This window comes from Cupriavidus plantarum, assembly GCF_905397285.1.
Classification (GTDB): Bacteria; Pseudomonadota; Gammaproteobacteria; order Burkholderiales; family Burkholderiaceae; genus Cupriavidus; species Cupriavidus plantarum.
On the sequence record NZ_CAJPUX010000002.1, the window covers coordinates 175,842 to 197,055 of the forward strand.

Sequence of the window (21,214 nt, forward strand, 5' to 3'; positions counted from 1 at the left end):
TGCAGAGAAAGTGCTGCCTGATTTTGCCTCTTTCCGATTCAGTTGGCGAGCGCCATGATCCACACATCGCAGTGCTTCCTATCGTCATGCTTTCGTCGAGGTTCATCATGCAAGCTCAATCGTCTGGCCGTATCCGCTTTCCCTCGAAGCTTTCCCGATTTTCTCGATTGGCCGCCGCGCTCGCGCTCGTGACGGCCGCGCCGTTCGCCGCCGCGCAGAATCTGCCCGCCAACCTGCCTGCCGAGCGGTATGTCGGCAAGCTGGAACAAGTTTTCGCGTTCCGCGGCGCCATGCCGACCGGCGTGACGGTGACCGAGACGGGCCGTATCTTCGTCAACTTCCCGCGTTGGGGCGACGACGTGCCCTTCACCGTCGGCGAACTCCGCGGCAACAAGGTGGTGCCGTATCCCGATGCCGCGATCAATCGCGAGGACAACCCGCAGGGTTTCCTGAGCGTGCAGAGCGTGGTGGCCGACGGCCAGGGCAAGGTCTGGATCCTCGATACGGCGGCGCCGAAGTTCTCCTCGCCCGCACCGGGGCGCGCCCGGCTGGTGGCGGTCGATCTGGCGACTAACAAGGTGGTGAAGTCGATCGTCTTTCCGTCCGACGTGGCGTTGTCCACGACGTACGTGAACGATATGCGCTTCGACTTCCGCACCGGCGAGGCGGGCACCATCTACGTCACGGACTCTTCGGTCTCCGGTCCGGGCGCGATCATCGTGGTCGATATCGCCAGCGGCCGCGCCGTGCGCCGTTTGAGCGGCGACGCCTCGACGTCGGTGGACAAGTCCTTCGTTCCCGTCGTGGAAGGCAAGACGATGATGAACCGCGCGGCGGACGGCAAGACGAGCCCGTTCGGCGTCGCCTCCGACGGCATTGCGCTGTCGGCCGATGGCAAGACGCTGTACTTCTCGCCGCTCTCCAGCCGCCACCTGTATGCGGTGCCGACGCAATTGCTGCGGGACCCCGCGGCCACCGATGCGCAGATTGCCGCGGCGGTGAAGGACCTCGGCGAGAAGGGCGCGTCCGACGGGATGGAGGCGGACGCCGACGGCGCCGTGTATGCGTCCGACTATGAGCACAATGGCATTCGCAAGCGGCTGCCCGATGGCAGCTGGGAAACGATCGTGCACGATCCGCGCGCGCTGTGGCCGGATACGCTGTCGATCGGACCCGACGGCTATCTTTACTTCACGGCGAACCAGCTGCACCGCATGCCGGGCTTCAACGGCGGCAAGGATCTGCGGACCAAGCCGTACTCGCTGTTCCGCGTGAAGATCGGCGCGAAGCCCGCGCCGACGCGTTGACGCGTTGATGCGTTGATGCGAGGGCCACTCGCCGCTCAGGCGGCGCTGCGGTCCAGCACGACGAAGTATTTGCGCACGGCTTCGATCACCTCGAAGGTGCCTTCGAAGCCGGACGGAATCACGCAGGCGTCGCCCGGCCCGAACTCGCGGGCATGACCGGCCGTGTCGGCGATGCGCACGCGTCCGCTGATGACGTGAAAGAACTCTTCCTTGGTCGGCGGAAACACGATGCGCCAGGCGCCGGGCTCGCAGGCCCAGATGCCGCAGTCGAAGTCGCCGCGCTCGGCGCTGTAGTGCGTCCAGGTGGTGCGATCCGGATTGCCCTTGACGAGCCGGTCCGGGCTCGGGCGGTCATGCGCGGGCGCCGGTTCGGTGCGGAAGTCGATCAGGGCGGGGGTCGTGGTCATGGGGATACCGGTGTTGGGGTGCAAGCGCGTCAGTTTACCGGCGGCAGCACCTCGAAAGCCAGCAATTGCGTGACCTGCGGGGGATGGAAGTTGTCGTCGGAGACCAGCACGAGCGTATCGTGGCCATTTGGCAGCTTCGGGCCCCAGGCAATCCCTTCGATATTGTCGAGGCGCTGCAACGACAGCGCCTCGAGATTGAGCACCAGTCGCTTGGTCGCGGGCTTGAAGGTGCCCTCGCGCAGCGCGGGCATGTCTTTCACGTCGGTCGCGTCGCGGATATCCATCTCGTAGAGGCGGATGTCATTGCTCCAGCGGCCGTTCTCGTCCTGCGCGGCGCCGCGCTCGATCATCAGGAAACGGTGCTCGTCCACAGCCAGCATGTCGGAGACGCCATTCTCGCCGTGTTTGCCCTGTGCCGGAACGGGGACCACGGCATCGATCGGATAGGCGACCTGACGCAGCACGGCCCCATCGCGCGAGAACTCGGTCACGCGGCCGAACGCGCCGCTTTCCACCGTCGGCAGAGGGCCGTCTTCATGCGTCGGCCCTTCCATCGACACCCACAGCGTGCGGCCATCCGCCGAGAACGTCAGGCCCTCGAAGGTGGCATTGAATCGCGAACCGCTCCCGATCGGATGGCAGAGCCGCAGCATCGCGGGCGGCTCGATGCGCGAGATGAAGGCGCCGGCGGCGGAGCCATGCGTGATCGATGGATCGCGGTGCGTGGTGATGCAGTCGCCCTCGCTCGTGTACCAGAAGGTACGATCCGTCGGATCGATCCGAATCGACTCGAAATCCGCGATCTCGCCGCGCGCGAACACCTGCCGCAGCCGCGATGGATAGGGTTTGCCGTCCTGTTGCGTGAAGAGGGAGACGCCGGTCAGCGTGATGCCGTGGAAGGCGTCGGCATCGAGGTGGAGCCTGGCCGTATAGAAGCGCGCGGGGGCTTTCTCGGATCGGTCGTCGGTGACGAGGTACCACGTGTCCGAGGCGGCATCGTAGTCGAGTCCGGACAGCCCGCCGACGGCCGTGTCCCGATACATCAGACCGGACGCGATGCGTTGCTCGCCGATGAACCGCAGGCTGCCCACGGCGCGGTCCGCCGCCTGCACGATCGGCGCGGTCAGCAGCGCCAGCGCACCGAGCGCACAGGCCAGCGTCTGCTTCAGGAGAGTCGGGTTCAGGCGGGCGGGCATGGTAAAAAAAATCTTTCCGTGCTTCTTGTCGCGCATCTTGTCGCTCATCTTGTCGCCCATCTTGTCGCTCATCTCGTCGCTCAAATCGGTCTGCGATTGTGCCAGCCACACGTGACACGGCTTTGCAGCCCTCCCCGGTTTTTATGGCCGCGCCGTCCGGGGCGGCCTGATCCTGAGCGACGGGTGGGATGGTGGGCATCGGATGGCCCGGAGATTCCTAGTATCATCGGCAGCATGTCTCGCCCCCATCTTTCCCCGAAACTCCACCTGACCGCCAGCCACGGCTTCGCGTTGCACGAGAGCCGTCAGCCCGGATTTCAGCGTGCATGGCATATGCACGACTGCGGCATGCTGTTGTGGCCGCGCGCGGGCAGGCTGAGGACGATGTGGGATGCGTCGCCGGCATCGGGGACGGACGCCGGGCCTGGCGAGGCGGGCGATGTCGCGGATGGTGTTACGCACCATCATGGGCAAGATCACGGCCACCCCCAGCATCGCACGCACGATGCGATGCTGGTGCGCGGCACGGCGGTCTTGCTGCCGGCATCGACCACGCATGTGACGACCTCCGATCCCGGCCGGCAGCATCACGGCGAACTGTATCTTCCGCCAGACCGCCTGCGCGAATGCCGGCAGTTCGGCGCGTTGCACCTCGACGCGGCCACGGTAGCCATGCTCGAGGCCCTGCTCGCCCCCACGATTACGGCCCAGAGCGCGGCATTTCTGGTGCGGGCGATCGTCGAACAGATTGTGATGGGACGGCTGCCTTCGCTGCCGGCTGCCTTGCCGGCCGAACCCGCATCGATCGTGATGCGCATGGTCCGGCGATTCCATGCCGCGCTGGAGCGCGACCAGCCGGTGCCGTCGATCGATGCCGTGGCCGCCGATCTCGGTGTGTCGATCCGCCGGCTTCAGCGCGCCTGCCAGATCGAACTCGGGGCGAGCCCCGTGGAAATCCGGCGCCGCATGCTCGCGTCGCATGCCCGCGCGCTGCTCGCGGCGGGCCAGACGGCGGCGAAGGTCAGCGTACAGCTTGGCTTCGCCAGCAGCGGTCACCTGCACCGCCTCCTGCGCGACGTGGACTGAACCGTCCTGAGCCCTCCCGAACGGTCAGACCGTCGTCACGATGGCATCGACTTCGATTTCGATGAAGGCCGCATCGGGCAGGCTCGATACGCCGAGCGCGGTCCGCGCGGGCAGGTCGTGCTCGGGAAACGCGATACGCAACACGGCCGACGCGGCATCCAGCACGGCTGGGTGACGCGTGAACTCCGGTGTCGCGCGGATGAAGCCCCGCACGCGCACCACCTGATGCACGCGCGACAGCTCGCCGCCGCACGCCATGCGCAGTGCCGCGAGCGCATTGAGCATCGAGACCTCCGCCGCGCGCTGCGCGGGTTCGATATCCGTCTCCGTGGCGCACTGTCCGCTCATCGCGACGCCGTTGCGGCGGCACACCTGCCCCGCGATCGACACCCACTGTCCGCTGCCAAGCGGGATCGCGCTGAATGGCGCGTAGTTGCCTCTCGGCGTCGGCACCTCGGGCAGGACGAAGCCGGCTTCCGCGAGCCGCGCCTCGGGCGATTGGATCGTCATGGATGACTCCAGGCAACATTGCCGCTGAGCCAGCATCCCGCCGGCTCGCCCAGTTCGGAGTGGCGCGGCGCTACAAGAATCTCCGACGGGCTGCCCATGGTATCCCCTTGCCATACCGCAATGGAAGCCAGCGGACTCTGGCCGCGCGTGTCGCGTCGTGCCAGGTATCCCCACAGTGCGGCGGCGGCGATGCCCGTGGCGGCATCCTCCGGGTATCCCGAGGACTTGGGAAACTGGCGCGCATGCACGATCCGCTTGCCGTCCTGCCTGACGCCGCCGAATGCATAGGGGTAAAGCCCCGTCGAGCCGATGGACTCGCACAGGGACGCCATCGTGCCGAAATCCGGCGTCAGGCCGTCCAGCGCCTCCACCGACGGCAGCTCGATCAGCGTCTTGACGCGGCTCGTGCTCGCATTGACGGCGGCATAACCGTCCGCGGGCAGGCCGAGTTGCGTGGCGACGCGCGCGCTGTCGGATGGGGACAAGGTATCGAGGCGAACTTCCGGTTGCGAGATCCATACGCGTTGTTCGGCTTCATCCCAACGCGCGAGCACCACGCCGCTCAGGGTCTCGATGGTGGCGGTGGGTTGGGTCCACTCGCCCCACTGGCGCAGCGCCCACAGCGTACCGACCGTGGCGTGGCCGCACATCTCCATTTCGTGCTGCGGCACGAAGAAGCGCAGGCGCCAGTCGCAGCCGCGCTCGCTGGGCAGCACGAACGCGGACTCGTGGCCGTACGACGCGGCGATGCCCTGCATGTCGGATGCGGTCATGCCGCGTGCGTCGGCGACGAGCGGAACGGGGTTGCCGCCGATGGCGCGCTCGGCCATGTCGGCCCGCAAGGTGCCGTTCGCGTGAAAGACGTCGTTTCTGTCGCGGGGGCCGCGTACGAACACACGGATTAGCGTCACCTCACTCACCGGTGGCTCCCACGGATTTGGCGATCGCGCCCCAGTACGGGGTGTCCTTCTGCACCGCAGCCTGCAGCGCGGCCGGCGTGCCGGGGCGGGCGGTCACGCCCTTGCTGGCGAGGTCGTCGCCCACTGCCTTGTCCGACAGCACCTTGTTCAGCGCGGCGTTGAAGCGCTCCACGATGGCGGACGGCGTGCCCTTGGGGAACGCGATGCCGTACCAGAGCTGCTGCTCGAAGCCCGGCACGCCCTGGCTGGCGAATGTCGGCACGTCGGCGAGCAGCGGGGTCGGCGCTGTGGTGGCGATGGCCGCGATCTTGCCGGACTTGATGTAGGGGGCGAGGCCGACGGGGTTGTCGAACATCATCTGCACCTGGCCACCGATAAGGTCCGTGTAGGCGGGCGCGGCGCCGCGGTAGGGCACGTGGGTGAGCGGGACGCCGGCGACCTTCTGGAACTGCTCGCCAATCAGATGGGAGACGGTGCCGACGCCGACCGAACCGAAGCTGAGCTGCGTCTTTTCGCCCTTGAGCTTCGCGATCAGCGCCTTCGTGTCCTTCGCGCGCAGGTCGTTGTTCACCGCGAGCACGTAGGGCGAGGTGCCGATGAACCCGGCGTAGGCGAAGTCCTTGGCCGGGTTGTACGGGAGTTTGGGATAAATCGCGACGCTGACGGCGTGCGTGCTTGTGGTGATGACGCCCGCGGTATACCCATCCGCCGGGGCACGCGCGACGAACCCGGACCCGATCGTGCCACCAGCGCCACTGCGGTTGTCGATGACCACGGGCTGGCCCAGTTCACGCTGCAACAACGGCTGAATGGACCGCACGACGAGATCGGTCCCACCGCCGGCGGGGAACGGCACGACCATCGTAATCGGCTTGGCCGGCCACACGTCGGCATGCGCCATATTGGCGCACACGGCGGTCACCACCGCGATCAGCGCGCGGCGGGAGAGGGTGGTCTTGGGTAGGAATGACACGGCAGGCTCCCGGTAATGGATGTGCCGAGTCTAGAAAGGGTGATGGGTACGCGCGAACCGGAATACGACAGGGTTGATCCCAAATGCGACGTCATGACGACAACCGCATTTCCTGCGCGTCTTCAAGATCGGCATAGATGCGCTCGTGCGTCTCCCCACATCGGACCATCGAGTTCCCAGGATCAGCGGGCGACCCACCCCTCGGGCGAGTTCATCATCTCCTGCCGCAATGCATCTTTCCCACTGCCATTGACCACCCTTGCCAACACCGGAAACGCCCGCTGGACGGCCTCGTCGTGGGTCCACGGCGCGGCGTCGAACGTGTAGGTGTAGGTGACAGTGGTGATATCGCGCCGCGCGTCGGGGTCGCGCTGGATGGGGGTGAAGCCGCGGACCTCTTGCAGGCGGAGCTTGCCGTAGCAGAGGTCCGGCATCCCCGCCGCGTGCGCGTTGGCGGTTTCGGGATGGGCTTTGAAAAACGTGCGGCCCGTGTCAGTCAGTGCGTAACGCCACGCCGGCACCGTGTCGAACGTACCGTCGTGGCGGTCGCGCTTCATGGTCAGGCCCGCTTCGTGGGAGACGAGTCCGGCGTGTTCCAGCGCACTGAGTTGCTGGTAATCCCGCAGCATGTTCCGCTCGGGAACGTCCGGCACGTCGATCGGCCATGCATGGCGGCCTACGCAGAGTTCGGCGTGGCTGTCGATATGCGCGGCCAGTGCGCGCGCGAACGTGTCGTTCGTGGGCGCCGCGGGCTTGCACGCGGCGAGTGTGACGGCCAGCGCGGCGCCAAGGGCGAGCGCGTGGAAAGGCGGACGGCGAATCATCGTGCGGCGGTCTTCTGAATGGAGGCGGGGGTGGGGGTGGGCGCCGGGGTGGCTGGCGTTTGCGGCGTGGCGGGGCCGAACACGCCTACCTTCGGCTCAGGCCTGGCATCCGCCGGCACGACATACCCATCGGTCAGCGTGTTCAGAAAGGCGACGAGATCCTTGAGCTCGTCCTCCGTCATCGGCGCTTTGCTGCCGGCACGACGCCCGTCGAGCGGCATCTGGTCGTCGATGTTTGCCTGGTAACGCGCCGGCAGATCGTCGAACTTGCGCACCTTGCCGTGCGCATCGCGGGAATACCAGCGCTCGGGCTCTGTGTCGCGCGTGTTGTAGAAGTGCACGACCTCGTCGAGGGTATGGAACACGCCGTTGTGCATGAACGCATGCCGCGTGGCGACATTGCGCAGAATGGGGGTCTTGAACATCCCGCAGCCCTCGCCCTTGTTCGCCTTGGTCGGCAGATGATCCGTCCGCAGCGGCCCGCACAGCCCCATGTCGAAGTAGGCCGGATCGCCATTGGCCGGAATGTTCTTGTTACGCGGCACCCCGATCGCGGCAAACGAGTAGTCGCTCGTGATGTCCTGGCTACCGCCATTGCCGCCGCCGATCAAATGGCACGCCACGCAGTTGCCCTTGTTGGGGTCGACGAACAGGCGCAGGCCATGCAATTCCGCTTCGGTCAGCGAGCCGCCGATCTTGTTGTTGCGGAACAGGTCGAACTTGCTTGAGTACGGATGGAAACTGCGGTCTTCCGTCTGGAACGATTGCAGTGCCGCGCCGGCCAGTTCAAAGGCGCGCTTGCGATCGGCAAACGCGTCCGCGCCATAGGCCTGAAGGAACAGCCCCGCGTAGGGACCATGCTCGATGGCGGCAACGACAGCCTCCGGGCTCGGGTTCGCCATCTCGTTGGCGGCCAGCAGCGGTATCGCGGCCTGCTCCGCGATGGTGTTCGCGCGACCATCCCACGTCATGCCGCCGCCGGGCGCTGGCGGGCTGATCATGTCGGGGTTCTGAAATTCATCGGAGTATGGGTCGGTGTAATCCTTGTACATCAGCGTCGGCACCGCACGCGTACCGGCTTGCTTCAAGTCCGCGCCGCCCAGCTGCACCGAGAGGTCGTTGGCGGGCGCATAGGCGTGGGAAGGATCGTGGCACGTGGCGCACGACATGCGGCCGGAGCCCGAGAGCGACGGATCGAAGAACATGCGCTGGCCGACCTGCGCGGCCGGCGAGAGCTTGGACGGCGCGGCAGCGGCAGCCAAAGCCGGAGCCGGGGCCGGAGCCGAACTTGAAGCGGCGGCATCACTGGCCTGCCGCTGCCCCTTGCACGCGGCGATCGACAACGTCGCGGCGGCAAGGCAGAAAACGAGGGGGAGTTTACGCATGACTGCAGCGCGTGGCAGCGCGCCGATGAGAAAAAGAGGCAACAAGCAACGCCGGACGGTCGTGGCCGCGGGACCGCGACCGTCGGCGGGATCAGCGCAGCGCGAAGATGTTGGTCTGCGTGCTGTCCGGGCCCGACGCCACATTGCCGTTGTTGAAGCTGCCGCTACCGCCGCTACCGGCCGTGGCGCCGCCGGAGACGCGATCGCCGGCCTTCATCACATACGTGTGATTCATCGGACGAACCGCATCGAAGTGCGTATCGCCGCTGCCCGAGTATTCGGCCAGGTTGGCGAGGTTGTCGGCGATGAATTTCTCCGTGTACTTCGAGCGGTTCATGTAGGACGTGTTCACGCCCGGGTCCGCCAGCGCGAACATGTCCTGCATCGTGCGCACGAACGAGAAGTGGCTGTACGAGTCCGAGTCGACGACCTTCTTCGGCGCGGTGGGCTGGTTGGTCAGCACACTGAAGATGGTCGGGCCGTCGCCGCGGTTGGACTTCGAGTAGGTCGGCACCGGCGTGGTGTTGCTCTCCCCGAGCGGCACGCCTGACGATTGCAGGCCACCGACGTTCCAGCCGCAGCACGAAGAACTGCCGAAGAAGCTCGTGCCTTCGTCGAAGATCATGACGATGGCCGAGCGCTTGTTGGTGTTCTTCCACACCGGCGACGCCTGGATCTTCTCGACGAGGTACTTGGCGTACAGGTCGCCACGGCTGATGATCGCCGTGCCGCCCGTGCAGTTCGCCACCGCGCTGCCGGTCGCGTGCATGTCGTCGCACTGGTCGGGCACGATGTAGTTCAGCGCGCCGACATCACCGCTCTTCAGATCGTCCTCGAACTGATGCGTGTTCCACGTGATGTTGTTGGTCTTCGCGTAAGCGTCGATCGCTGAATCCCACTGGCCGCCGCCCACGGAGCGCGCCAGGTTCTTGAAGAAGTCGGGACGATTGCGCACGTCGTCGAAGTTGACGGCGGGATGATGCTTGGTCTTGTACAGGCTGCTGATCATCGGCTCGAGCGTGTTGGTACCGTTGCTCGTGTTGGCGCCCATGATGGTCGAATTGCCGGCGCCGTCCTTGCGCGGGTCCTGGCCCGGGTCCATCGACTCGCTGTAGACGCGCGTGGAAAGGCCGGCCTTGTACGTCGCGGTGAACAGGTTGCGGCGGTTCTTGAGGTTGTGGATGGCCGTGTTCGTGCAGGCGCTCAGCGGCACGAAGGTGTCCGTCGGCGCATCGGCGGTGTTGCCGGTCGGCAGGCAGTTCCACGGGCTGTCGTCGGACACGCCCCAGTCGTCGGCGCTCGCCAGCGAGATGTAGTTCGGTTCGCTCGGGTTACCCGTGGAGAAGTAGTTGGCCGCCTTGTTGCCTTCCTGATTCAGATAGCGATACAGGTTCGGATACGATGGGTTGTCGATCGTCTGGTTGCTGTGGTTCTCGAAGATGACCACGAACAGGTGGTCGTAACGCGGAATCCCTTCCGGGTTGAACGCGGCGTCCTGCGCCGCGGCCAGCGTCGTCACGGGATCGGTCTTGGCATCGGAGGCATAGCCGCGATCCAGCATCGTGCTGGCGAGGGCAAAGCGGTTGGCCAGCGCGTTGGCTTCGGTCAGCAGCGCCTTTTTGGCGTTGGCATCGGCCACGCTGCCGGCATTGGCCACCACGTCCGTGGCCTTGACCGTGACATCCGTCGATTGCGCCGTGTCGTTGTTGAAGCTGAGGCGGCCTGCCAGACGCGCCGTGGCGTCGGCATAGGTCAGCTTCTCCGATTGCATGAGGCGCACGACCTCGGTCGTCAGCGGGCTGATAACGACGTTGGCGCCGTTCAGAGACTGGTCCGGCGCGCTGCGCAGAACCATCTTCTTCGCGACGTTGGCGGACGTACCGCTCTGGTTCGGATCGGCGAACGTGCTGTTCGTGCCCACCGTGGCCACGAGGCTCGTGCCCGTGACGCTTTGCGGCACCGTCAGCTTGAACGTGCCGTCGGCCGCGGTGGTCGTGCTGGCTTCGCCCTGATCGCAAACGCCATTGCCATTCACGTCGGCGCACACCGTGGCGTTGCCATAGGCAATCGCCGTCGGCTTCTGGTCGACGTCGTCACCGGTGGTCGACTTGGCGTAATCGACGCCCGAGGCGCTCGAGGCGGCGGCGCCCATCGGGTTCTTCATGGCCGTGCCGACGACGCTGCCCTGTACGGTCACCGATGCCGGCGTCGTCGTGCCGCTGGTGCCGTTGCTGGCGCTTGAATCGTCACCGCCGCATGCGGTCAGCAGCGCGGCCGCCGAAAGCGCGGTGAGGGCGGTGAGCGCGCCAATCGCGGCGCTGTGGGGCTTGGGGAATGGAGCCAGGTGACGATATGGCGTGTTCTTATGCATGACTGACCTCTGCGTGTAACGGCTAAGCGTGGGATTTCTGTGGGATTTCTCTGAGGGATAGCTGACGGAGGCATGCCGTCGCGCCGTGTAGCGGCAGGCGCGATACTAGGTGTCGTAAATGACAATTTGATTTCATCTGAAACTATATGACGGGACGGTGGCTGAATGTCTGGACGTTGCGTCAGGTGAAATGCGCGGCAATAATGCGCGGCTGTTGCCATCCGGCGGGCGTCATGCCTCCCCACCATGACCACTCAGCAGACCCAGCAGACCACCCAGCAGACCACCATCCATTTCTCGGACGCACTCGGCGACTGGATCGCGCGCAGCCTCGGGGCAGGGCATCCGCCAAAGGACATCGTGGACGCACTGGCCGCGCAGCAATTCGACGCCCACATTGCCGGACAACTCGTAGCCGCCATCGCGCAGTGCCTGCGCGATGGCTCGCCGCTGCCGCGCGGCGCGCTTACGTTGCCAGCCTCTTTGCCGCCCTCGTTGCCAGCCTCGTTGCCGCCCTCGTTGCCGCCCTCGTTGCCGGCCTCCGCGCAGGCGTCACCGGCCGGTGAGGGGCCGCGTATCGGCAAGGGGCCAGTGCTTGCGTCCGCTGACCGGGACGTGCGCGTGCTGTCGCGCATGGACGAGCCCCTGATCGTGGTGCTCGAGGGTGTCCTGAGCCATGACGAGTGCGAGGCGTTGATCGAGACGGCCCGGCCGCGCCTCACCGCCTCGACGACCGTCGATCCGTCCACGGGCTTCGACATGGTCAGCGGCAACCGGACGAGCGAGGGCATGTTCTTCCGGCTCGAAGAGAACCCGCTGGTCGCGCGGCTCGACCGGCGGATCTCGGCGCTGATGGGCATGCCGGTAGAGAACGGCGAGGGGTTGCAGGTGCTGCGCTACGCGGAGGGCGCCCGCAGCGCCCCCCATTTCGACTTCCTGCTGCCGACCAATGCCGCCAACCAGGCGTCGATCGCGCGCAGCGGCCAGCGGGTGAGCACGCTGGTGATCTACCTCAATGACGTGCGCGGCGGCGGCGATACCGTGTTTCCGGAGCTCGGCTTCGGGGTAGCCCCGCGGCGGGGCAATGGGGTCTATTTCGAGTACTGCGACGCGCGTAACCAGCTCGACGCGCGGACGTTACATGCGGGGTCGGAGGTGACGGCCGGCGAAAAATGGGTGGTGACCAAATGGATGCGGCAGCGGCGGTTTGTGCCAGCCGGGCTGGACGCTGTCGCCGCCGGCGGGATGTAGACCGGTCCAGGGCGGCTTCGCACAAGAAACGGTTCGCCCAAAAGAAATACCCCGACGCGCGGGGGCCGTCGGGGTACCAAGAGTTGCCAAGTGCGTTCGGGCCGTGTCGATACGACCCGACGCAGAGTGTGACGCGTCGGGCGCGGCCCGCCAATAACTCAGCTGAGTTATTGCATGAACTTGGCGCATGTTTGGTGGAAAACCCCGATAAATGGGATCGCATTGCAACATTCCGAACAAGAGAACGCGATTCCATGCAATGTTAAAAAAAGTCGGTCCGGTTACTCCCCAAACGTGCACCCGCAAGCCATTTGACGCTGCCGTCGGCGATCGTCATCCGTTGCGGTCGGGCTGCCCCGCGCGGCTGTCCATCGCGGGATGATCGGGATAATGCTGCAGTAGCGCGCTCACAACACCGTTGGTCCAGCCGAAGCCGTCCTGCAACGGATACTCCCCGCCGTCCCCGCCTTCGGCCCCATCGCTGTTCCGCTGCAGCCGGTATTTCTCGACGAGCTTGAACTCCCGCGTGTAGAGACTGGCGACCGTCGCGAGCCAGCGGCTCGCGATGTCGTCCGCCAGCGCATCGAGCCCGTAGTGGCGCAGGCCCCTGACGCCGATCCATTGCAGCGGCGCCCAGCCGTTCGGGCGATCCCACTGCTGTCCGGACGTGAATTCCGTAGTAGCCAGACCGCCGTCTTCGAGCAGCCGGACGGCTACCGCCTCCGCCACGCGCGTCGCCTGCTCGGAGGTGGCGAGGCGGACAAACAAGGGCATCAGCGTGGCGGCCGAGAGGTGCGGGCGGCGTTCGCCGGTGTGCCAGTCCACATCGAGGAAGGTGCCCGTGGCATCGTCCCACATTGCGGTATTCATGGCCGCTGCACGGCGAGCGGCGGCATCCTCGTAGCGGGCCGCGCCGACGGCATCGCCCGCGGCAGCCGAGAGTTCGGCGAGGTTCATCTCGGCGTGCCATAGCAGCGCGTTGAGGTCCACGGGCAGGATGGAGGTCGTGCGGATGGTCGCGAGGTCGGCATCCAGCGTAGCGTTCGTACCATCGACGACACCCGGCGCATCGCACCAGCGGGAACTGAAGTCCCAGCCGGACTCCGCCGCGGCGCGCAGGTCGCGGAACACCAGGTGGGCAGGGCGTCCGCTGCGCCGGGCGGTTTCGATATCCTCCAGATACGCTTCCTCGCGCGGGTGCGCGCGGTCGTCCCAGTATCGGTTGAGCACGTGCCCGTCCGGCAGCATCACCACGCGGCGATGCGCGGAACCGGGCCGCAGGAACGACACACCGTCCATCCAGAATGCGTACTCCTGCCGGAGCTGCGGAAGATAGGCGAGCGCGTCTTCGATGCCATGCTCCTCGAACAGATCGATCATCAGCGTGAACACGGGCGGCTGGGATCGGCTCAGGTAGTACGTGCGGGTACCGTTCGGAATCAGGCCGTACGTGTCGAGCAGGTATGCGAAGTTGTCCGCCATGTCCCGCATCAGGTCGTGGCGGCCGCTGGCCGACAACCCGAGCATCGTGAAGTACGAATCCCAGTAATAGAGCTCGCGGAAGCGGCCGCCCGGAACGACGTAGGGCTTCGGCAATGGCAGCAGCGAACACAGCGGCGGATGCTCGCTGGGCTCGCGCGTCAGCACCGGCCACAGGTCGTCGATGTGCTGGCGCAGGGAACTGTTTGGGTCGGACTCGTAGTGATCGTCGGGGAGTTGCTCCCGCGCGAAATGCGCGTCAACGAAACGCGCAAGCGAGAAGTCTGGCGTGTCGCGCTGTTCCCGATATCGTGCGAGGATGACCTCGGGCGGTTCGAGCGGCGCGCAGTCCGGAAACGTCTTGCTGTCGGCGAACAGGCCGCTCGACTGGATGTCGACGAACAGCTCCGCGTAGCGTTCGGCTGGCGACACGGCATCGGCGGCGGCACAACCGTGCAGCGTGCGCGGTTCGGGGCAAGGCAGGTGGGTGACGGACGGCGCCAGCGAATGGCAGTGCGCGTGGCGCGGCGCGGGACCGGGCGGATGCCCCACCGGGTTATTGTTCTGCATAGTTCCAGAGCAGGCCGCCGTCGACGTACAGCGTGGTGCCGGTCATATACGCGGCATCGTCGCTGGCCAGGAAAGCGGCGAGGCCCGCGACGTCGGTCGGCTGACCGAGGCGTCCGAGCGGAATGTTCTTCAGCAGCGCGCTCACTGCGGCCGGGTCCGACATGAGGTTGCGGTTGATCGGCGTTTCGATGGCGCCGGGCGCGATATTGTTCACCGTGATGCCGAGCGGCGCGAGCTCGATCGCCAGATTGCGCATCATCATGCGCAGGCCCCCTTTGCTGGCGCAATAGCTCGTGAAGTGTGGGAACGGAAGTTCTTCGTGGACCGAGCTGATATTGATGACGCGTCCGCCCGGTTGCCCTCGTTGCCGCAGATGGCGGACGAATGCCTGCGTCAGGAAGAACGGACCCTTGAGGTTGGTGGCGAGCACGCGATCGTAGTCCTCTTCGGACACGTCGGTGAAGGCGGCGCGAATTTCCACGCCGGCGTTGTTGACGAGGATATCGATGGGGCCGGCGGCCTGCACCGCCGCATCCATCATCGTGCGCGCGTCGGCGACGTTGCCGACGTCGCCGCTGACGAGGTATGCCTGTCGCCCTGTCCGCCTGAGTTCTTCGATCGCCGCCTGGGCCTGGGCGTTGTCATGGTGCGCGGCCACGACGATGTTCGCCCCTTCCTGCGCGAGGCGCAGGGCGATGGCCTGACCGATGCCGGTCGCGGCGCCCGTCACGAGCGCGGTCTTGCCTTGCAGTCGCATGAAAGCCCTTTCGCATGGAAGCCGATCACAGTGAGAGTGACCGATGTCGGGCAAAGTTCACGGCGGCGGTCTGACTCTTGTGTCAGCCAAAGCCGCATGGCGTGGGGCCCGGCGGCTCCAGTCCCAGCAGCCGCAGCACCATGGTGGCTGCCTGTTCCACGCTGCCCTGATGGGCGGGCATGACGAGGTGAGCCAATTCCCGATAGATCGGTTCGCGGGCGCGGTACAGCGCTTCGATGCGCGCGCGGGGATTCTCGCCTTGCAGCAATGGCCGGTTCCGGTTGCGCCGCGTGCGGCGCCACACTTCGGCCAGCGAGGCATCGAGATATACGACGCGCCCCCGCGTTCGCAGCATTTCGCGATTTTCGGGCCGTAACACCGCCCCGCCGCCCGTGGCGAGCACGATCCCACGCTGCTGCGTCAACTCATCGAGCATCCGCGTCTCGCGCCGCCGGAACCCCTCCTCTCCCTCGACCTCGAAGATCGTCGGAATCCGCACGCCGCAGCGCGACTCGATCTCATGATCGGTATCGAAAAATGGCCGATCGAGCCGGCGGGCCACCGCGCGCCCAATGGTGGTTTTGCCGGCGCCCATGAATCCGATGAGGAATAGATTGTCGTCGTCCAAGATCGTTGTCGCCGCCCATTCGAGCGACGTGTCGTGCGCTTTCGCAACGGTATCACGATGGCGTCATGAATCAAGGGGGGAAAACGAAGGCTGGCACCGGAAAGGCATATTCCCTGGGGTCGTGGAGCGCTCGTGACATTGCGCTGGTGACATTACGCTGGTGAATCGCTAATGGCTGACGGTAAAAATTTCGCGATTGCGAACGGCTTCCCGCTCGATTCACGGCGTTGCCTCGCGCAGACCGGGCGTTCCGGGCTGGCTGGCCCCTGGCACGCGTCTTGATCCGGCCCTGGATACCGCAGCCAGAAGATGTTCCCATGACCTCCAGGACCAGCGACCCACCCGCCGATAAGCCGCATATCGATGCCTGCCGCCGTTGCGAATTGTGGCGCGATGCGACGCAGGGCGTGCCCGGCGAAGGGCCGCGGCGGGCGCGGGTGATGGTGGTGGGGGAGCAACCGGGGGACAAGGAGGACCTTCAGGGCGCGCCGTTCGTCGGGCCTGCCGGCCATCTCCTCGACGAAGCGTTGCGCCGCGCGGGTCTCGCCCGCGAGAGTGTGTTCATGACCAATGCGGTCAAGCATTTCAAGTTCGAGATGCGGGGCAAGCGGCGGTTGCACAAGACGCCGGGGCAACGCGAGGTCGAGGCCTGTTCGTACTGGCTCGAACGGGAAATCCACGACGTGAATCCGGAGATCATCGTCGTGCTGGGGGCCACGGCGGCCAAGGCGGTGCTCGGCGAAAAGCGTGTCACGCTCGCTTCGCTGATGGATCAGGCGGTCGAACACGATGGGCGGATCGTCATTGCCACCTACCACCCTTCGTTCGTCTTGCGCCAACGCGACGATACCTCGCGGGAGGCGGCGTTCGAACGCATCGTGAAGAGCCTGCGACAGGCGGTGCGGGCTGCGGCCAGGCACACGGGCTGACAACATGCGCAACCCTTGCTTTCGATCAATTCACTGACACAACCTGACACGTTTTCCGGGGCCTTTTCGCGGCACTATCGCGGTTCCTTGATCCACTTCAAAGGAGATCGCGATGAAGACATTGGTTCTGGAAGACGTCGATATCAAGCTTTTCCGAAGCATTCGCAATGACTCGGAGGAGCTTGAGATGACCATTGAGGAAAGGCATTACGAGATTGTTCGGGGAAGGATGAATGGAACGCTGCATCGTTCCCTCATCGAGGCCCTGATGGCTGAGCCTTTGCTCAAGACAGAGGAGGACGTTCGCGCCTGGGACGAAGTCATGGCCGATATCAGGAGGTGAACATGTACCTCGTTGACACGAACGTGCTTTGCGAAATGTCCAGGCCTTACCCGGACGCTCGCGTGAAGGAGTAGGAGCCACACACATGGAAAAAATCACGCTGTCCATTACGGTCGAGGATGAGATTTACGAGAAGCTTTGTGCAGCGGCGGAGAAGGAAGGGGTAACGGTGGAGCAGTATCACCTGGAATTGCTCGAGGACGCCTATCCGCAGGCGGTCTCCTGGCCGCGCCCAGCGCGTGCGGGTCGGGATCGGGATCCTTCGCTATATCCGTAACGTATCGATACCGCAGGAAACATATATTTTACGTGCCAATCCCCCGGTGATACCGTCACGGTCCAAAGCGAAATACCAGTGAAGCCGGCCATTCGACCGGATACACATGGAGGAGACCAGACCATGACGACCGGAACATCCGGCCAGCGGCGCTATGCGTTGCTGGCGGCCGCATTCGCGGCGACCTTGTTGCTCGGTGCCTGTGGCGGAGGCGACGACGCGCCTGCCACGGGCGCGACCACGCCGCCGCCTGCGGGCGGGAATGCCGGCGATCCCGGCACGGGCAACGGTGGTAACGGTGGTAACGGCGGCACCCCGCCACCCGCCCTCAGCGCGCAAGCGGCCTGCGCCGCGCTGGCGAATGTATCGGTCGGCGCGTCACAGATCGCGCTCGCCACGGGCGGCGCCAAGGTGACCGCGGCCACGTTGATCGCGGCAAACGCCACAGGCAACAAGCTCGGCGAGTACTGCCAGGTCCGTGGCGCGATTGCCCCCGTGGATCCGGCCTCGCAAAGCATCAACTTCGCGGTCAACCTGCCGACGCAGTGGAACGGCAAGGGCATCCAGTTCGGCGGTGGCGGCTTCGATGGCACGCTGATCGACGGCACCGAGACGGTCCGCTTCGCGCTGCCTGACGATCCCGCACCGCTGTCGCGCGGCTACGCGACGTGGGGCGACGACTCGGGCCACCAGAGCACCAGCATCACTGACGGCCGCTTCGCCACGAACGACGAGCAGTTGCGCAACTATGGCGGCGACACGCTGAAGAAGACCCACGACGTAGCGCTGGCGCTGATCCAGCAGCGTTATGGCAAGGCCCCCACGCGTGCGTACTTCCTCGGCACGTCTACAGGCGGCCGCGATGCGCTCAGCTATATCCAGCGCTGGCCGACCGACTACACGGGCGTCATCGCCAACGAACCCGCGCTCAACTACACAGGCACACGCCTGTCCAACGTCGCCCTGGGCCGCGCGCTGTACCTGAACGGGGGCGCGGGCTGGCTGAACCTAAACAAGACGCTGCTCGTGCAAAACACGGTCATGTCCGCATGCGACACGCTCGACGGCGTGGCCGACAAGGTCATCAGCAACGTGGAAGGGTGCCGCCTGAGTTCGATGCAGGTACTGCAGAGCCTGCAATGCCCCGGCGGCACGGACACCGGCGACACGTGCCTCTCGGCCGCGCAGATTGCCACGGTGAAGGTCATCGAGCAGCCGCTGCAGCTCACCTATCCGCTGGCGAATGGCGTGACGGTTGCCGGTGGCTACAACATTCTCGAAGGCGCGCTGGTGGCGGGTCCGTTCACATCGCGCGATCTCGGCACGCGCGCCGTCCCGGGCAATCCGGCCACGACGGCGGACGCCAACATGTACGTGACGGGCGACCAGTGGACCAAGTACTTCGTCACGCGCAACGCCACGTTCGACACGCTGACGTTCGATCCGGCAAGCCCCGGCAGCTGGACCTCCCGCGTACAGGATGTGTCCGCGCAGACAGATGCGACCAATCCGAATATCGCGCCGTTCCTGTCGAATGGCGGCCGGCTGATCCTGCTGCACGGCCTGGCCGATGAGGTCATCAGCCCGAACTCGACGATCGCATGGTTCAAGGCCGTGACGAACACTGTCGGCCAGACCGCCGTCGACCAGGGCATCCGCTTCTATACGGTGCCGGGCATGGGGCACGGCACGGGCAGCTTCCTGCCGGCATGGAACTCGCTGACCGCGCTCGAGAACTGGGTCGAGATGGGCGTGGCGCCGGGCACGATGCAGGTCATGGACACCAATGCGGGCACCTATGGCCGCACGCGTCCGCTGTGCCAGTACCCCGCGTGGCCGAAATTCAAGGGCGCCGGCAGTGCGGATGCCGCCATCAACTACACGTGCGAAGGCGCATCGGGCGCGGTGCAGGCTTGCCTGAACATGCCGGCGACCCCGACGTCGTGGAAGGGCGGCAATACGAACGGCGAGGAGCTGACCGTACAGATCGATCCCGCCACGCTGCGCTACACGGTGACGATCGACGCCAGCCTGCAGCGCCCGGCAGCGACCGTGCGCACCGGCCAGCTCACGCTGCAGAGCGGCTGCACGTACAACAGCGACGAGAACGGCGCGCGCTTCACGCTGACCGGCGGCGGCGTGCTGGCCGGCGGTGTGGCACCGGCCTCGGGCGGCGGCTTCCTGCCGCTCGTGGCGTTCCAGAACACGACGGCGGACTTCAAGGCGGTGGCGGACATCTACAACGTGAACGGCATCGTCAACACCGGCGGCACGGTATCGGTGGTCAACGGCTCGGCACGCATGCGATCCTCCGCGGCTACGTGGCAGACGTGCAAGGATCCGGTCAACGGCTACATCGTGTACGACGCGGCCTGCACGACGACCACGAAGGGCTATATCGCGTGGAACGCGTCGCGCAATGCCTTCGATGCGTTCGACACGGGCGCCACCACGGGCACGACCGGCGGCACGGCGATCGGGTCGGTGGTCGGCGGACTCGTGAATGGCACGCCGGTGCCGCTGATCCTCACGCGGAGCGCGACGTCTTTCGGCATGAGCCTGTATGCCAAACAGACGACCGGGACAACTGGCTCGGCGGACGGCAACTTCCGCATGATGTCGACGGACGGCTCGCAGTTCGCCTCGCAACTGGCCGGCACGTCCATCACGCGTGACGGCACCACGGGCACGCTGACGTACAACCAGCCCGTGCTCGGCGTCATCAGTGCCGGTGGCGGCGTGACGGCGACCTACCTGAACAATGGCGGGCTGTTGTTTGGCTCGTTCGGCGGCAAATTCGAGATCGGTTTGCTGAATTGAACCCAACGCACAACGACAAGTCGCGGAGTTGAACGACCTTGGCCCTTCGGGGCCTTTTTTTATGCGCGGATATGACTAGAATGTCACGGCGATCCCACGCTCCGGAGGCCGGCATGAAACGATGTGTTGTGCAAGGGTTGGCGGCGATACTGGCGATGCTGTTGGCATGGCCCGCGACGGCGCTGTCGTGTACGCGGTTCGTTTATATCGGCCAGGGCGGAGACGTGATCACCGCGCGGTCGATGGACTGGAAGTCCGATGTTGCAACCAATCTCTGGATCTTCCCGCGCGGGATGCAGCGTGACGGCGCCGCCGGCCCGCGCGCGATACGGTGGACCTCGCGTTATGGCAGCGTGATCGCGTCCGGCTACGACATTTCGACCACCGACGGGCTCAACGAAGCGGGTCTTTCGGTCAACGTGCTGTGGCTCGTGGAAACGGCGTACCCTGCCGACGATGGCAAGCGCCCGCTGCTGTCGCTCGCGGCGTGGGGCCAGTACGTGCTGGACAACTTCGGCTCCGTCCGCGAGGCTGTGGAAGCGTTGCGCACCGAGCCGTTCACGGTGGTGACCGACAACGTGCCCGGAGAGTCGCGGCTGGCAACGTTGCATCTGTCGATGTCCGACGCCACGGGGGACAGTGCCATCGTCGAGTACATCGGGGGCCGTCAGGTCATTCACCATGACCGCGCGTATCAGGTGATGACGAATTCGCCGATCTTCGACCAGCAGCTTGCGCTCAATGCCTACTGGCGGAACATCGGCGGCACCACGTTTCTGCCCGGAACCAATCGTTCCTCGGACCGCTTTGCGCGCGCCAGCTTCTACGTCAACGCGATTCCAAAGAGCGAAGACCCCGTCATCGCGCTGGCCAGCGTGTTCAGCGTGATCCGGAACGTGTCCGTGCCGTTCGGCCTGACCACGCCGGACGAGCCCAACATTTCCTCGACGCGCTGGCGCTCGGTGGCGGACCACAAGCGCCAGTTGTATTTCTTCGAGTCGGCGCTGACGCCGAATACATTCTGGGTCGACCTGAAACGCGTCGATTTTTCACGCGAGACAGGCAAGGTCATGCGGCTGGACCTTGGGCCAGAACAACGCATCGTGCATGCCGGGGACGCGCTGCGCGATTTCCGGCCAGCCCAGCCGTTCAGGTTTCTCGCGCCGTCAAGCGTGCGCTAG

Annotated in this window: 19 protein-coding genes; 8 read left to right on the forward strand and 11 right to left on the reverse strand. The window is 65.6% G+C overall.

What is annotated here, in order from left to right; all coding sequences use genetic code 11:
- Positions 1-107 precede the first annotated feature (107 nt).
- Complete coding sequence (locus tag KHP16_RS09575) at positions 108-1,307, forward strand: SMP-30/gluconolactonase/LRE family protein (RefSeq protein WP_115953564.1); 1,200 nt, start codon at positions 108-110, stop codon at positions 1,305-1,307.
- 35 nt (positions 1,308-1,342) lie between these two features.
- On the opposite strand, the gene KHP16_RS09580 is transcribed toward KHP16_RS09575, so the two are convergent.
- Positions 1,343-1,714 carry a cupin domain-containing protein gene (locus KHP16_RS09580; RefSeq protein WP_211960073.1) on the reverse strand — a complete coding sequence of 124 codons (372 nt, stop codon included), beginning with the start codon at positions 1,712-1,714 and terminating at the stop codon, positions 1,343-1,345.
- Between the two features lie 29 nt (positions 1,715-1,743).
- Positions 1,744-2,982, reverse strand: a complete 1,239-nt coding sequence (locus KHP16_RS09585) for an esterase-like activity of phytase family protein (protein WP_211960074.1) — start codon at positions 2,980-2,982, stop codon at positions 1,744-1,746.
- A 162-nt stretch (positions 2,983-3,144) separates the two neighbouring features.
- Between KHP16_RS09585 and KHP16_RS09590 the strand changes: the two genes are divergently transcribed.
- A complete protein-coding gene (locus KHP16_RS09590; protein ID WP_211960075.1) occupies positions 3,145-3,996 on the forward strand; it encodes a helix-turn-helix transcriptional regulator in 852 nt (283 codons plus the stop codon).
- A gap of 24 nt (positions 3,997-4,020) precedes the next feature.
- Here KHP16_RS09590 and KHP16_RS09595 read toward each other — a convergent pair whose 3' ends face one another.
- The 6 genes from KHP16_RS09595 to KHP16_RS09620 all read right to left on the reverse strand — a co-directional run bounded on the left by KHP16_RS09595 (position 4,021) and on the right by KHP16_RS09620 (position 10,979).
- Entirely contained in the window at positions 4,021-4,506 is a 486-nt protein-coding gene (locus KHP16_RS09595; protein ID WP_109583550.1) for a RidA family protein, read from the reverse strand.
- Entirely contained in the window at positions 4,503-5,417 is a 915-nt protein-coding gene (locus tag KHP16_RS09600) for a PhzF family phenazine biosynthesis protein (protein WP_309136561.1), read from the reverse strand. The genes KHP16_RS09595 and KHP16_RS09600 overlap by 4 nt, the downstream gene beginning before the upstream one ends.
- 1 nt (position 5,418) lies before the next feature.
- Positions 5,419-6,327: a Bug family tripartite tricarboxylate transporter substrate binding protein gene (locus tag KHP16_RS09605; RefSeq protein ID WP_211960539.1), complete on the reverse strand. Its 909-nt coding sequence runs from the start codon at positions 6,325-6,327 to the stop codon at positions 5,419-5,421.
- A 254-nt stretch (positions 6,328-6,581) separates the two neighbouring features.
- Entirely contained in the window at positions 6,582-7,223 is a 642-nt protein-coding gene (locus tag KHP16_RS09610) for a hypothetical protein (RefSeq protein ID WP_109583549.1), read from the reverse strand.
- Positions 7,220-8,608: a cytochrome-c peroxidase gene (locus KHP16_RS09615; RefSeq protein ID WP_211960076.1), complete on the reverse strand. Its 1,389-nt coding sequence runs from the start codon at positions 8,606-8,608 to the stop codon at positions 7,220-7,222. The genes KHP16_RS09610 and KHP16_RS09615 overlap by 4 nt, the downstream gene beginning before the upstream one ends.
- 91 nt (positions 8,609-8,699) lie before the next feature.
- A complete protein-coding gene (locus KHP16_RS09620; protein WP_211960077.1) occupies positions 8,700-10,979 on the reverse strand; it encodes an alkaline phosphatase family protein in 2,280 nt (759 codons plus the stop codon).
- Between the two features lie 246 nt (positions 10,980-11,225).
- Between KHP16_RS09620 and KHP16_RS09625 the strand changes: the two genes are divergently transcribed.
- Complete coding sequence (locus KHP16_RS09625; RefSeq protein ID WP_211960078.1) at positions 11,226-12,230, forward strand: 2OG-Fe(II) oxygenase; 1,005 nt, start codon at positions 11,226-11,228, stop codon at positions 12,228-12,230.
- Between the two features lie 333 nt (positions 12,231-12,563).
- On the opposite strand, the gene treF is transcribed toward KHP16_RS09625, so the two are convergent.
- The 3 genes from treF to KHP16_RS09640 form a co-directional block, all read right to left on the reverse strand.
- Positions 12,564-14,279 (reverse strand): alpha,alpha-trehalase TreF, encoded by a 1,716-nt coding sequence (gene treF / locus KHP16_RS09630; RefSeq protein WP_109583545.1) that lies wholly within the window; start codon positions 14,277-14,279, stop codon positions 12,564-12,566.
- Complete coding sequence (locus KHP16_RS09635; RefSeq protein ID WP_109583544.1) at positions 14,266-15,036, reverse strand: SDR family NAD(P)-dependent oxidoreductase; 771 nt, start codon at positions 15,034-15,036, stop codon at positions 14,266-14,268. Before KHP16_RS09635 ends, treF begins: the two co-directional genes overlap by 14 nt.
- An 82-nt stretch (positions 15,037-15,118) precedes the next feature.
- On the reverse strand, positions 15,119-15,664 hold the full coding sequence (locus KHP16_RS09640) for a shikimate kinase (protein WP_109583543.1): 546 nt from the start codon (positions 15,662-15,664) through the stop codon (positions 15,119-15,121).
- A gap of 317 nt (positions 15,665-15,981) precedes the next feature.
- Between KHP16_RS09640 and KHP16_RS09645 the strand changes: the two genes are divergently transcribed.
- From KHP16_RS09645 to KHP16_RS09665, 5 genes are all read left to right on the forward strand, one after another.
- The gene (locus KHP16_RS09645) at positions 15,982-16,593 is read left to right on the forward strand and encodes a UdgX family uracil-DNA binding protein (RefSeq protein WP_109583542.1); all 612 of its coding nucleotides are present in this window, start codon (positions 15,982-15,984) and stop codon (positions 16,591-16,593) included.
- 112 nt (positions 16,594-16,705) lie between these two features.
- Complete coding sequence (locus KHP16_RS09650; RefSeq protein ID WP_211960079.1) at positions 16,706-16,936, forward strand: hypothetical protein; 231 nt, start codon at positions 16,706-16,708, stop codon at positions 16,934-16,936.
- 85 nt (positions 16,937-17,021) lie between these two features.
- Positions 17,022-17,213, forward strand: coding sequence for a hypothetical protein (locus KHP16_RS09655; protein ID WP_109583540.1), 192 nt, complete (start codon positions 17,022-17,024; stop codon positions 17,211-17,213).
- 123 nt (positions 17,214-17,336) lie between these two features.
- The gene (locus KHP16_RS09660) at positions 17,337-20,033 is read left to right on the forward strand and encodes a tannase/feruloyl esterase family alpha/beta hydrolase (protein ID WP_211960080.1); all 2,697 of its coding nucleotides are present in this window, start codon (positions 17,337-17,339) and stop codon (positions 20,031-20,033) included.
- Positions 20,034-20,146: 113 nt separating this feature from the next.
- Positions 20,147-21,214, forward strand: coding sequence for a linear amide C-N hydrolase (locus tag KHP16_RS09665; protein ID WP_179593938.1), 1,068 nt, complete (start codon positions 20,147-20,149; stop codon positions 21,212-21,214).

Excerpts from the sequence above, each read along its gene's own strand:
- treF (WP_109583545.1), bottom strand. The coding sequence starts at position 14,279 with ATGCAGAACAATAACCCGGTGGGGCATCCGCCCGGTCCCGCGCCGCGC.
- KHP16_RS09595 (WP_109583550.1), bottom strand. The coding sequence starts at position 4,506 with ATGACGATCCAATCGCCCGAGGCGCGGCTCGCGGAAGCCGGCTTCGTC.
- KHP16_RS09580 (WP_211960073.1), bottom strand. The coding sequence starts at position 1,714 with ATGACCACGACCCCCGCCCTGATCGACTTCCGCACCGAACCGGCGCCC.
- KHP16_RS09605 (WP_211960539.1), bottom strand. The coding sequence starts at position 6,327 with ATGGCGCATGCCGACGTGTGGCCGGCCAAGCCGATTACGATGGTCGTG.
- KHP16_RS09635 (WP_109583544.1), bottom strand. The coding sequence starts at position 15,036 with ATGCGACTGCAAGGCAAGACCGCGCTCGTGACGGGCGCCGCGACCGGC.
- KHP16_RS09650 (WP_211960079.1), top strand. The coding sequence starts at position 16,706 with ATGAAGACATTGGTTCTGGAAGACGTCGATATCAAGCTTTTCCGAAGC.
- KHP16_RS09615 (WP_211960076.1), bottom strand. The coding sequence starts at position 8,608 with ATGCGTAAACTCCCCCTCGTTTTCTGCCTTGCCGCCGCGACGTTGTCG.
- KHP16_RS09660 (WP_211960080.1), top strand. The coding sequence starts at position 17,337 with ATGACGACCGGAACATCCGGCCAGCGGCGCTATGCGTTGCTGGCGGCC.
- KHP16_RS09620 (WP_211960077.1), bottom strand. The coding sequence starts at position 10,979 with ATGCATAAGAACACGCCATATCGTCACCTGGCTCCATTCCCCAAGCCC.
- KHP16_RS09610 (WP_109583549.1), bottom strand. The coding sequence starts at position 7,223 with ATGATTCGCCGTCCGCCTTTCCACGCGCTCGCCCTTGGCGCCGCGCTG.
- KHP16_RS09655 (WP_109583540.1), top strand. The coding sequence starts at position 17,022 with ATGGAAAAAATCACGCTGTCCATTACGGTCGAGGATGAGATTTACGAG.
- KHP16_RS09590 (WP_211960075.1), top strand. The coding sequence starts at position 3,145 with ATGTCTCGCCCCCATCTTTCCCCGAAACTCCACCTGACCGCCAGCCAC.
- KHP16_RS09665 (WP_179593938.1), top strand. The coding sequence starts at position 20,147 with ATGAAACGATGTGTTGTGCAAGGGTTGGCGGCGATACTGGCGATGCTG.
- KHP16_RS09585 (WP_211960074.1), bottom strand. The coding sequence starts at position 2,982 with ATGAGCGACAAGATGGGCGACAAGATGAGCGACAAGATGCGCGACAAG.
- KHP16_RS09625 (WP_211960078.1), top strand. The coding sequence starts at position 11,226 with ATGACCACTCAGCAGACCCAGCAGACCACCCAGCAGACCACCATCCAT.
- KHP16_RS09575 (WP_115953564.1), top strand. The coding sequence starts at position 108 with ATGCAAGCTCAATCGTCTGGCCGTATCCGCTTTCCCTCGAAGCTTTCC.
- KHP16_RS09645 (WP_109583542.1), top strand. The coding sequence starts at position 15,982 with ATGACCTCCAGGACCAGCGACCCACCCGCCGATAAGCCGCATATCGAT.